Source organism: Pseudomonas sp. LAP_36 (assembly GCF_019456785.1).
Lineage (GTDB): Bacteria > Pseudomonadota > Gammaproteobacteria > Pseudomonadales > Pseudomonadaceae > Aquipseudomonas > Aquipseudomonas tritici.
In genome coordinates this window covers 311,578-323,579 of the sequence record NZ_JAHZMS010000001.1, presented here as the reverse complement: position 1 = coordinate 323,579, position 12,002 = coordinate 311,578, and the positions used below count along the sequence as shown (strand labels likewise).

Sequence of the window (12,002 nt, the reverse complement as noted above, 5' to 3'; positions counted from 1 at the left end):
CACAAAACTATCCCTGCGCGCCAACTCCCCACAACTACTGGCCCAAATAGCAAGTGCTATCAATATAGTACTAGTGCCATCTTGCCTAATATTTCAAGAAATTTCGGGAAACAGGATGAGCGGCCCGGAACTTCGTCAAAACGCACGGCTCATACCACCGGTAACGAAATTCTCTGTTTCTGTAGGAGATGACTTACATGACGACCAATGGAGAGTATCGAAGTTGTCACACTAAACTTTGACCGAGTGGTCACTTTACAAATGCTTAGTTACGAGCGGCGACAAGGATGATTTGCCACGAACTATGAGGCCAAGGCTGTGCTTACCCTAATGGGTCAGTGATACAACCCAAGACATTGATATTTAAGGCTAAAAACCCATATCAAAATCTTGTGGCACTGGCGCCACGCCCTTCTCCCAGGAAGGCTGGCTGCATTTCAGGGCAGGCCCCAATAACAAGGCCAAGTTGCGCACAACTTGAGTGCAATAGTTAGTCACTCGCTATTTAACATGCCTGCACGCGATAAGTCGGCGTCTATTCGCCTAACTTTCGCGGCATCAGTGACGCTTGCAAACATGAACTCCGGCCAATTATTGGCATGATTAACACCGTCTTCAATGACACATGAGGTAAATGCGATGCGCATCAGCATATTTGGTTTGGGTTACGTTGGCGCAGTCTGTGCCGGTTGCCTGTCTGCACGTGGCCACGAAGTGGTCGGCGTAGATATCTCCAAGGATAAGATCGACCTGATCAACGCTGGCAAATCGCCGATTGTTGAGCCAGGCCTGGGCGAACTGTTGAGCCAGGGTATTGAAACCGGCCGGCTGCGCGGCACGACCAACTTCGCCGAAGCCATCCGCGATACCGACCTGTCGATGATTTGCGTCGGCACGCCGAGCAAGAAGAACGGCGACCTGGAACTCGACTACATCGAAGCGGTATGCCGCGAGATCGGCCTGGTCCTGCGTGACAAAGCCACCCGCCACACGGTGGTCGTGCGTAGCACCGTCTTGCCAGGCACCGTAGCCAACGTGGTGATCCCGATCCTCGAAGACTGCTCTGGCAAAAAAGCCGGTGTGGACTTCGGCGTTGCAGTCAACCCGGAATTCCTGCGTGAATCCACCGCCATCGCTGACTACGACCTGCCACCGATGACCGTGATCGGCGAATTCGACAAAGCCTCCGGCGATGTCCTGCAGTCGCTGTACGAAGAACTCGACGCACCGATCATCCGCAAGGACATCGCCGTTGCCGAGATGATCAAGTACACCTGCAACGTGTGGCACGCCACCAAAGTGACCTTCGCCAACGAGATCGGCAACATCGCCAAGGCTGTCGGCGTCGACGGTCGCGAAGTGATGGAAGTGGTCTGCCAGGACAAGACCCTCAACCTCTCCCAGTACTACATGCGCCCAGGCTTCGCCTTCGGCGGTTCGTGCCTGCCAAAAGACGTGCGTGCCCTCACCTACCGCGCCAGCACCCTGGACGTGGAAGCGCCGCTGCTCAACTCGCTGATGCGCAGCAACGAGTCCCAGGTGCAGAACGCCTTCGACATCGTTTCCAGCCACGACAAACGCAAAGTCGCGCTGCTGGGCCTGAGCTTCAAGGCCGGCACCGATGACCTGCGCGAAAGCCCGCTGGTCGAGCTGGCAGAAATGCTGATCGGCAAGGGTTATGACCTGAGCATCTACGACAGCAACGTCGAGTACGCCCGTGTCCACGGCGCGAACAAAGACTACATCGAAGGCAAGATCCCGCACGTGTCGTCCCTGCTCAACTCGGACTTCGACGACGTGATCAACAACTCCGACGTGATCATCCTGGGCAACCGCGATGAGAAGTTCCGTGCCCTGGCGCAGAACGCACCGCACGGTAAGCAAGTGATCGACCTGGTGGGCTTCATGTCCAAGGCCACCAGCACGACCGGTCGTACCGAAGGCATTTGCTGGTAACAGCAACGGCCAGTTCCGGGCTGCAAGCGTACTAATCCCCAGCGCTTGCAGCCTGGAGCCTTCTTCACCTTCGGATGACGCTCATGTCCAAGTTAAAACACGTACTGCTCCAATCCGCCGGCTGGCTGTTCTTCCTGAGCCTGCTGATGGGACTCGCCCTGCTGCTGCCGGCGAGTACGTTCGACGCTGAGTCGAAGAATTTTATTTTCCTGATTGGCGCCGTCGGTATCTGGCGCTACTCGATGGGTGCAACGCATTTCTTTCGCGGCATGCTGTTCCTGTACGTGGTCTACCCGCACCTGCGCCGTAAAGTGCGCAAGCTGGGCAAGGCCGCCGACCCGTCCCATGTGTTCCTGATGGTCACCAGTTTCCGTATTGATGCGCTGACCACTGCACAGGTCTACAGCTCGGTGATCCGTGAAGCCATCGAATGCGGCTTCCCCACCACCGTGGTCTGCTCACTGGTGGAAATGTCCGACGAGCTGCTGGTGAAGAGTTTGTGGGAACGCATGAACCCACCGGAGCACGTCAAGCTCGACTTCGTGCGGATCGCCGGTACCGGCAAACGCGACGGCCTGGCCTTTGGTTTCCGCGCCATCTCCCGCCATCTGCCGGATGACCGCGCAGTGGTTGCGGTGATCGATGGCGACACCGTGCTCGCCGAAGGCGTCGTGCGCAAGACCGTGCCGTGGTTCCAGCTGTTCGGCAATGTCGGCGGCCTGACCACCAACGAGTTCTGCGAAGTGCGCGGCGGCTACATCATGAGCGAGTGGCACAAACTGCGCTTCGCCCAACGCCACATCAACATGTGCTCCATGGCCCTGTCCAAGCGCGTACTGACCATGACCGGTCGTATGTCGGTGTTCCGTGCCAGCGTAGTGACCGACCCGGGCTTTATCGCCGATGTGGAAAGCGACTCGCTGCAACACTGGCGCCTGGGCCGCTTCAAGTTCTTGACCGGCGACGACAAGTCCAGTTGGTTCAGCCTGATGCGCCTGGGTTACGACACGTTCTACGTGCCGGACGCCGCGATCAATACCGTGGAACACCCGCCGGAAAAAAGCTTCATCAAGGCCAGCCGCAAGCTGATGTTTCGCTGGTACGGCAACAACCTGCGCCAGAACTCCCGTGCCCTGGGCCTGGGTGTGCGTCGGTTGGGCTTGTTCACCAGCGTGGTGCTGTTCGACCAGCGCGTGTCGATGTGGACGTCCCTGCTCGGCCTGACCGTGGCGATCATCGCCACTTTCAAATACGGCGGCGCGTTCATCCTTGCGTACCTGCTGTGGATCGGCATCACCCGCCTGATCCTGACCCTGCTGCTGTCGTGCTCCGGCCACAAGATCGGCCCGGCCTACCCGGTGATTCTCTATTACAACCAGATCATGGGCGCGCTGGTGAAGATCTACGTGTTCTTCCGCCTTGATCAACAGTCCTGGACCCGCCAGGACACCAAACTGACCCGCGATTTGGCCAGCTTTCAACGTTGGTTCAACACCTGGTCGTCTCGGACCATGACCTTCTCCGCCGGCAGCATCTTTGTTGCCGTGTTGCTGATGATGGTCTGACCCTGCCAAGCCTGAATTAACTCTAGGAAATGCCCTGATGAACAGTCCAGTAAACGCCAACGTAGTCCACGAATCCGAAGCCCAGCGCCAGCACGCCCGCGTCAAAATCCCGGCCAAGCTGCGCTTTTTCAACACCGACCGCACGCCGACCGAAGCACGCGTGCTCGACCTGTCCGCTGGCGGCCTCGCGTTCACCGCGACGCAGCCGCTGACCATCGGTGAAGTGCACAAGGGGCGCCTGCAATTCGTCATCGATAACCTCGGCCTGGCGATGGACGTGGAGCTGCAGATTCGCTCCTACGACCGCCAGACCGGCCGCACCGGTTGCCAGTTCCAGAACCTCGATGCCCAGGATATTTCCACCCTGCGCCACTTGATCACCTCGCACTTGTCCGGTGACATCGTGACCATGGGCGACGTGCTCGCGACCCTGCAGCGCGACAACTTCACCAAGGCGCGCAAGGTCAAGGACAGCGGCAGCAACATGAGCGCCTTCGGTCGCTTGCGCGCCGTGACGTTCAGCCTGGCAATCTTCCTGGTGGGTCTGGCCGCGTTCGGCTTTGTGTTCAAGTCGGTCTACGGCATGTACTTCGTCAGCCACGCCCAGGCCGGCATTGTCAGCGTGCCTGGCATGAACGTGACCATGCCGCGCGACGGCACCGTGCAAAGCCTGCTCAAGGGTGATGCGATCGCGGCCAAAGGCGCACCACTGGCCACCTTCAGCACCAGCATGCTGGATGTGCTCAAGGGCCATCTGGATGAAGACCAACTGCAACCGGCCAAGGTTGAAGAGCTGTTCGGCAAGCAAATGACCGGCACCCTGACTTCGCCATGCGATTGCATCGTTGCCCAGCAAATGGTCGCCGACGGTCAGTACGCCAGCAAAGGCGATGTGATCTTCCAACTGGTACCGCGCGGCGCCCAAGCCAATGTTGAAGCACGCTTCACCTATCGCCAGTTTGGTGACGTTCGCCCAGGCACACCGGTGAGCTTCCAGGTGGCCGACGAAGAACAACTGCGCACCGGCACCATCGTCAGCAGCACCAGCCTGAACAGCGCCGACCTGTCCTCCGACATCCGCGTGCAGATCAAGCCTGACGCTCCGCTGGACAGCACCTACGCCGGCCGCCCGGTCGAAGTGACCAGCGACCGCGGCCCATCGCTGAACTGGCTGATCGACAAAGCCATGGCTCACGGTCTGTAAGCGAGGACATGCCTGTGATGACTTTCCCAAAAACACCGCAATCCCTGTGGGAGCGGGCTTGCTCGCTAAGGGATCAGCGCGGTATGCCTGATGGACCGCGTCGCCTGCTTCGCGAGCAAGCCCGCTCCCACATTGGATCGCTGTGCACATTGGCACTGGCCATTTCTCTGGCCGGTTGCGCCGGCCTGCCTGACCAACGCCTGGCCAATGAAGCGCTCAAGCGTGGCGACACCGTCACCGCGCAGCAGAATTACCAGCAACTGGCAGACCTGGGTTACAGCGAGGCCCAAGTGGGCCTCGCCGATATCCAGGTAGGCACCCGCGATCCGGCGCAAATCAAACAGGCTGAAGCCACTTACCGTGCGGCGGCGGACACCTCGCCCCGCGCCCAGGCACGCCTCGGCCGCCTGCTGGTGGCGAAGCCCGGCTCCACCGAAGCCGAGCACCATGAAGCCGAAGGCCTGCTGAAAAAAGCTTTTGCCAACGGTGAAGGCAACACGTTGATCCCGCTGGCGATGCTGTACCTGCAATACCCGCACAGCTTTCCGAACGTGAACGCCCAGCAGCAGATCAGCAAGTGGCAAGCAGCGGGTTATCCGGAAGCCGGCCTGGCCCAGGTGCTGCTGTATCGCACCCAGGATACCTACGACCAGCATCTGGATGATGTGGAGCGCATTTGTAAAGCCGCGCTCAACACCACCGACATCTGCTACGTCGAGCTGGCCACGGTTTACCAGAAAAAAGCCGAACCGGAAAAACAGGCCGAGCTGCTCAAGCAAATGGAAGCGGGCTACAGCCGTGGCACCGTCACCGCACAACGCGTCGACAGTGTTGCTCGCGTATTGGGTGATGCTTCGTTGGGCAAGACCGACGAAAAAACTGCCCAGGCCCTGCTGGAAAAAATCGCGCCTGGCTACCCGGCTTCCTGGGTGAGCCTGGCGCAACTGCTCTACGACTTCCCGGAGCTCGGCGACGTCGACCAAATGATGAAGTACCTGGACAACGGCCGCGCCGCCGACCAGCCGCGCGCCGAGCTGTTGCTGGGCAAGCTCTACTACGAAGGCAAGTGGGTACCGGCAGACGCCAAGGCCGCCGAAGCACACTTCCAGAAAGCCGTAGGCCGCGAAGTGGCTGCCGATTACTACCTCGGCCAGATCTACCGCCGTGGCTACCTGGGCAAGGTCTACTCGCAAAAAGCCCTGGACCACTTGCTGACGGCGGCGCGCAACGGCCAGAACAGCGCCGACTTCGCCATCGCCCAGTTGTTTTCCCAAGGCAAGGGCACCAAGCCCGACCCACTGAATGCCTATGTCTTCAGCCAATTGGCTAAAGCCCAGGGCACGCCAGAGGCCAATGACTTGGCCACGCAGCTGGAGGCACCGCTGACGCCTGAGCAACGCGCTCAAGGCCAACGCCTGGTGCAACAGGAACTGGCCGCACGCGGCACCCTGGCCCAGAGCACGCTGCAACTGCACGCCCTGCAAGAAGAAGACGGCGAGGAATCCCTATGAAGCTCAACCCATTCGTCAAGGCCGGCATCGGCCTGACCTTCGCCCTGCTGTGGTCGTGCCCGACCCTGGCCGCCCTGACCGAAGCCAAGAACTTCGGCCTGGAAGTCAAAGCCACCGCGCAGTCCGAAGATGACCGCGACCTCGGCACGCAGAAAGGCGGCGACGTCAACGGCATCGGCCTCGACCTGCGCCCGTGGATCTACGGTGAAAGCGGCAACTGGAGCGCCTACGCCATGGGCCAGGCGGTTGCGTCCAGCGACATCATCGAGACCGACACCCTGCAACAGTCGGCCAATGACGAAAACCAGCAAACCAGCAACAACGATCGCAAGACCAAGAAAAACTACTTGGCCATGCGTGAGTTCTGGGTCGGCTACAGCGGCTTCACGCCCTACCCTGGCGAGATCCTCAAGCTCGGTCGCCAACGCCTGCGCAATGACGACGGCCAATGGCGCGATACCAACATCGAAGCACTGAACTGGACCTTTGACACCACCCTGCTCAAGGCCAACGTCGGCGTTGCCGAACGCTTCAGCGAATACCGCACCGACCTCAAGGAACTGTCGCCGAAGGACAAGGACCGTCAGCACCTGTACGCCGACGCTTCCTACCAGTGGACGCCGGGCCAATGGATCGGCCTGCGCGGCCACCACACCCATGACAACGGCAAGCTCGATTACCCGGAACCGGGCCAGCCGACCGACTCGCTGGACAAGCGCGAGAACGGCGACCTGACCTGGCTCGGCATCGAAGCCAACAGCGACGCCTATAACTGGCGCAACACCAACACCGTCAACTATTGGGCGAGCATCACCGGCATGCAGGGCGACCGTGACACGGTCAACGCTTTGAAGGCCGACGGCACCCGCCCCGACCAGGCCAAGCGCAGCGATGACGTGAATGGTTGGGCTACCGACTTGGGTATCCGCCTGCGCCTCGACCCGCAGTGGCAAGTGGGTGCTGCCTACGCCCGCGCCAGCGCCGAGTACGAACAGAACGGCCTGCAAAGCAACCGTTCGAACTGGACCGGCACCCAGTCCCGCGTGCACCGCTTCGGCGAAGCCTTCCGTGGCGAAATGAACAACATGCAGTCCATGAGCCTCTTCGGTTCCTGGCAGTTGCGCGAGGACTACGACGCCAGCTTGGTGTACCACAAGTTCTGGCGTGTCGACGGTAACAAGCCGGTGGGCAGCAACGGCATCGATGCCGTGCAGAACAACACCGACGATGTGACCGGCGCGATCCTGTCCAGCACTTCCCTGCCGCTTGAAGACGGCAAGAAAGACCTGGGCCAGGAGATGGACCTGGTCGTTACCAAGTACTTCAAGACCGGCTTGCTGCCGGCCGCGCTCAGCCAGTCGATCGACGAACCGTCGGCCCTGGTGCGCTTCCGTGCCGGTGTGTTCAAACCGGGTGACGCCTATGGCAGCCAGGTCGATTCGTACATGCATCGCGCCTTTGTCGACGTGATTTGGAAGTTCTGATGGGAGCCTGCGCAATGATTCCTCAACGCTTGCTGGTGACCGCGATGCTGATGGCCAGCGCCACAGCCTTCGCCGATACCGCGCAGCAGGTCAAGGCGCCGACCATCGCCAAAGAACTGCAACAGGCCAAGACCTACACTATTTCCAGCCCGCCGACCGCGCCGCTGGAAATGGCCAAGCCGGCCCTGCCGGATCTTTCGGGCTACACCGCTGCAGCGATGCAAAAGAAGATCGTGCGTGGCAAAGCGGGCAAGATCAGCATCCGTCGCATGATGCAGGAAGACGCCCTCAAGGACTTCATTGGCGGTGACAACAAGATGGCCGAATGGGTGGTGCGCCAGCACGGCATTCCCCAGGCGATCTTTGTCGATGACGGCTACATGAACCTCAAGGACCTGCTGGGCAAGGTGCCCAAGCAGTACCTGAGCGAAACCTCGCCGGGCGTGTTCCTGGCCAAGTTGCCGATCGTGGTCGGGCGCAAAGGCATCCTGGAAATCGACAAGAAGACCCAGGAGTTGCGTTTGTCCCAGGAAGCCGGTTCGTTCCTGATCAACGATGGCCAGCTGTTTGTGAGTGACACCAAAGTCACCGGCTGGAGCGAAAAAGCCAACGGCCCGGCGCTGTTCAAGTCGCCCAAGGAATTTCGCCCGTTCCTGCTGGCTTGGGGCGGCACCGAGACGTACATCGCCAATACCAAGATGGCGAGCTTCGGCTACGCCAACAGTAAGTCGTACGGGGTGAGTATTTCCCAGTACACGCCGAATATGGCCAAGGTACTCAAGCGTCCTGAGCCGACCGGCTGGATCATTGATTCCGAGTTCTCGGACATGTGGTACGGCTTCTACTGCTACGAGACCACAGGCTTTGTGATCAAGGGCAATACCTACAAAGACAACATCGTCTACGGCATTGACCCTCATGACCGTTCCCACGGCCTGATCATCGCGGACAACACCGTCTACGGCACCAAGAAGAAGCACGGCATCATCATTTCCCGGGAAGTGAACGACAGCTTCATCTTCAACAACCGTAGCTACGACAACAAGCTCTCCGGCCTGGTGCTCGACCGTAACAGCGTCAACAACTACGTGGCTGACAACGAGTTCTACCGCAACCACACCGACGGCATCACGCTCTATGAGAGCGGTGACAACCTGCTGTGGGGCAATAAAGTGATTGCCAACCGTCGCCACGGTATCCGCGTGCGTAACAGCGTGAACATCAAGCTGTACGAAAACACCTCGATGGCCAACGGCCTGACGGGGCTTTACGGCCACATCAAGGATTTGACCGACACCGACCGTGACATCGCCCTCGACCCGTTCGACGCCAAAGTTTCGCTGATCGTGGTCGGCGGAGAGCTGGCGGGTAACGGCAGCGGACCGCTGTCCATCGATTCGCCGTTGAGTGTCGAGTTGTACCGCGTGTCGATGCTGGCGCCGACCAAATCCAGCGGCATCAGCTTCTCCGGCATTCTTGGCGAGCGCCAGGAAGAAATTCTCGACCTGCTGGTACGCCAGCAGAAAGCCGTGCTGATCGACCCTGTCGAACGCCAGACCGAAATGCAGGACTGAGGATGACCCTTATGCACCCACACATGATCAAACTGCTCAGCCTCTCGGGTCTGACCCTCGGCCTGCTTGCGGCCAGCCAGGGCGTGCGCGCCGACGAAATCAAGGCGCCGACCTTCACCGCCGAACCGTGCTGCAGCCTGTGCCCGGCGGCGCATGATGCGCGCAACTACACCACGCGCTACCAGCAGAATTTCACCACCCTGGTACAAGCCCAGGGCGACTGGCTGTTCCGTACCCAGGAAGACCTGCGTACCGAGTTCGACACCACGCCTTCCGGCTACAAGCGCATGCAACAGCTGCACGATGCGTTCAAGGCCAAGGGCGTTGAATTGGTGGTGGTTTACCAGCCCACCCGTGGCCTGGTGAACCGCAATAAACTCAACCCGGAAGAGAAAGCCAAGTTCGATTTCGACAAGGCACTGGGCAACTACAAGACCATGCTCGGCCGTTTCGCCAAGATGGGCTACGTAGTACCGGACCTGTCGCCGTTGACCAACGAACAGCTTCCGGATGAACTGCCGGCCCACGATTTTTACTTCCGTGGCGACCAGCACTGGACGCCCTACGGCGCCCAGCGCACGGCGAAAATCGTCGGTGCCAAAGTGCGTGCAATGCCTGAGTTTGCCGACATTCCCAAGCGCGAATTCGAAACCAAGCGTTCCGGGCGCATGGGCAAGACCGGCACCCTGCACAACATGGCCGGCCAGCTGTGCGGCACGAGCTACGCGATCCAGTACATGGACCAGTTCACCACCGAGCCCAAAGGCGAAGCCGGTGATGGCGACCTGTTCGGCGACTCGGGCAACCCGCAGATCACCCTCGTGGGCACCAGCCACAGTGGCAAGAACTACAACTTCGCCGGTTTCCTCGAGCAGGAAATCGGTGCCGATATCCTCAACGTCGCCTTCCCTGGCGGCGGTCTGGAAGGTTCGATGATCCAGTACCTGGGCAGCGACGAATTCCAGAAGTCGCCGCCAAAGATTCTGATCTGGGAGTTCTCGCCGCTGTATCGCCTCGACCAGGAGACCATCTATCGCCAGATGATGTCCCTGCTCGACAACGGCTGCGAAGGCAAGACCGCACAGATGACGGCCAGCACGACATTGAAACCCGGCAAGAACGAATTGCTGGTTAACAGTTCGAACAAAGACCTGCGCAACGCCAACCACCAGGTTGATATCCGCTTCGCCGATCCATCGGTGAAAACCTTGCAAGCCACCCTCTGGTACATGAACGGGCGCCACGAGGACATCAAGATCGAGAAACCCGAAACATCCGATACAGATGGGCGTTTCGCCTTTGAACTGCGCACCGATGAAGACTGGGCCTCGCAGAACTTGCTGGCCGTGGAAGTGCAGGGTCCCGAAGCGGGCGCTGCCGCGCAAAAGGTTGAAGCGAAAATTTGCACACGCAACGTATTCCCAAGCAGCGGTCAAAAAACCGCATCACTCGGGCAATGAGGTTACCTATGCAGAAGTTATTGATCCCTACGTTACTCGGCCTGGCGATGTTCGCCGGCTCCGTTAACGCCGCCGCGCCACTGCGTCCGCCCCAGGGTTATTTCGCACCGATTGAAGCCTTCAAGACCGGCGACTTCAAGAATGACTGCGACGCCATGCCGGCGCCGTACACCGGCTCGCTGCAATTTCGCAGCAAGTACGAAGGTTCGGACAAGGCGCGTTCCACGCTGAATGTGCAATCCGAAAAAGCCTTCCGCGACAGCACCGCTGATATCACCAAGCTGGAAAAAGACACCAGCAAGCGCGTGATGCAGTTCATGCGCGACGGTCGTCCGGAGCAGCTGGAATGCACCCTCAACTGGCTCACGAGCTGGGCCAAGGCGGATGCGTTGATGTCCAAGGACTTCAACCACACCGGCAAGTCCATGCGCAAATGGGCGCTGGGCAGCATGGCGTCGGCCTATGTACGCCTGAAGTTCTCCGATTCGCACCCGTTGGCCAACCACCAGCAGGAATCGCAAATCATCGAAGCCTGGTTCAACAAACTGGCCGATCAGGTAGTAAGCGACTGGGACAACCTGCCGCTGGAGAAAACCAACAACCACTCCTACTGGGCCGCCTGGTCGGTGATGGCAACGTCCGTCGCCACCAACCGCCGCGACCTGTTTGATTGGGCGGTGAAGGAATACAAGGTCGGCGTGAACCAGGTCGATGACCAGGGCTTCTTGCCGAACGAATTGAAGCGCCAGCAACGCGCCTTGTCGTACCACAACTACGCCCTGCCGCCGCTGTCGATGATCGCCAGTTTTGCCCTGGTCAACGGTGTTGATCTGCGTCAGGAAAACAACAGCGCGCTCAAGCGCCTGGGCGACAAAGTGCTGGCCGGGGTGAAAGACCCGGAAATCTTCGAACAGAAGAATGGCAAAGAGCAAGACATGAAGGACCTCAAGGAAGACATGAAATATGCCTGGCTTGAGCCGTTCTGCACCCTCTACACCTGTGCGCCGGATGTGATCGAGCGCAAACACGGGATGCAGCCATTCAAGACGTTCCGCCTCGGGGGTGACCTGACCAAGGTGTACGACCCGACGCATGAAAAGGGCAACAAAGGTAGCTGACGAAACGCACTTCAAATGTGGGAGCCCGCTCCCACAGTTTGAACCGGTTTCGTCAGTAGGAATGTAGTACCGCCCCCTCGCGAAATCGTGGGGGGGTTTGGGGGGGCTCTGGCCCTTGACTGTTGGTTAA

The 12,002-nt window shown here is 59.6% G+C and carries 8 protein-coding genes; all 8 read left to right on the top strand.

The genetic code is table 11. From position 1 onward, the window contains the following. Positions 1-639 precede the first annotated feature (639 nt). Positions 640-1,956, top strand: coding sequence for a nucleotide sugar dehydrogenase (locus JBO08_RS01585; RefSeq protein WP_065875012.1), 1,317 nt, complete (start codon positions 640-642; stop codon positions 1,954-1,956). 83 nt (positions 1,957-2,039) lie between these two features. Continuing rightward, a complete protein-coding gene (gene alg8, locus JBO08_RS01580; RefSeq protein ID WP_175402968.1) occupies positions 2,040-3,521 on the top strand; it encodes a mannuronan synthase in 1,482 nt (493 codons plus the stop codon). A 37-nt stretch (positions 3,522-3,558) separates the two neighbouring features. Further along, positions 3,559-4,725 carry an alginate biosynthesis protein Alg44 gene (locus JBO08_RS01575; protein WP_065875014.1) on the top strand — a complete coding sequence of 389 codons (1,167 nt, stop codon included), beginning with the start codon at positions 3,559-3,561 and terminating at the stop codon, positions 4,723-4,725. A gap of 83 nt (positions 4,726-4,808) precedes the next feature. Next, positions 4,809-6,236: an alginate biosynthesis TPR repeat lipoprotein AlgK gene (algK, locus tag JBO08_RS01570; protein ID WP_371905285.1), complete on the top strand. Its 1,428-nt coding sequence runs from the start codon at positions 4,809-4,811 to the stop codon at positions 6,234-6,236. Then, on the top strand, positions 6,233-7,720 hold the full coding sequence (locus JBO08_RS01565) for an alginate export family protein (RefSeq protein WP_065875015.1): 1,488 nt from the start codon (positions 6,233-6,235) through the stop codon (positions 7,718-7,720). The genes algK and JBO08_RS01565 overlap by 4 nt, the downstream gene beginning before the upstream one ends. Then, positions 7,720-9,294, top strand: a complete 1,575-nt coding sequence (algG, locus tag JBO08_RS01560; RefSeq protein WP_065875016.1) for a mannuronan 5-epimerase AlgG — start codon at positions 7,720-7,722, stop codon at positions 9,292-9,294. The genes JBO08_RS01565 and algG overlap by 1 nt, the downstream gene beginning before the upstream one ends. An 11-nt stretch (positions 9,295-9,305) precedes the next feature. Beyond that, positions 9,306-10,754, top strand: coding sequence for an alginate O-acetyltransferase (locus JBO08_RS01555; protein WP_065875239.1), 1,449 nt, complete (start codon positions 9,306-9,308; stop codon positions 10,752-10,754). A gap of 8 nt (positions 10,755-10,762) precedes the next feature. Continuing rightward, positions 10,763-11,872, top strand: coding sequence for a mannuronate-specific alginate lyase (locus JBO08_RS01550; protein WP_083207046.1), 1,110 nt, complete (start codon positions 10,763-10,765; stop codon positions 11,870-11,872). The last annotated feature ends 130 nt before the right edge of the window (positions 11,873-12,002 follow it).

Bases quoted from the DNA above. Each gene is read 5' to 3' on its own strand.
- JBO08_RS01585 (WP_065875012.1), top strand. From the start codon at position 640: ATGCGCATCAGCATATTTGGTTTGGGTTACGTTGGCGCAGTCTGTGCC.
- alg8 (WP_175402968.1), top strand. From the start codon at position 2,040: ATGTCCAAGTTAAAACACGTACTGCTCCAATCCGCCGGCTGGCTGTTC.
- JBO08_RS01575 (WP_065875014.1), top strand. From the start codon at position 3,559: ATGAACAGTCCAGTAAACGCCAACGTAGTCCACGAATCCGAAGCCCAG.
- algK (WP_371905285.1), top strand. From the start codon at position 4,809: ATGCCTGATGGACCGCGTCGCCTGCTTCGCGAGCAAGCCCGCTCCCAC.
- JBO08_RS01565 (WP_065875015.1), top strand. From the start codon at position 6,233: ATGAAGCTCAACCCATTCGTCAAGGCCGGCATCGGCCTGACCTTCGCC.
- algG (WP_065875016.1), top strand. From the start codon at position 7,720: ATGGGAGCCTGCGCAATGATTCCTCAACGCTTGCTGGTGACCGCGATG.
- JBO08_RS01555 (WP_065875239.1), top strand. From the start codon at position 9,306: ATGCACCCACACATGATCAAACTGCTCAGCCTCTCGGGTCTGACCCTC.
- JBO08_RS01550 (WP_083207046.1), top strand. From the start codon at position 10,763: ATGCAGAAGTTATTGATCCCTACGTTACTCGGCCTGGCGATGTTCGCC.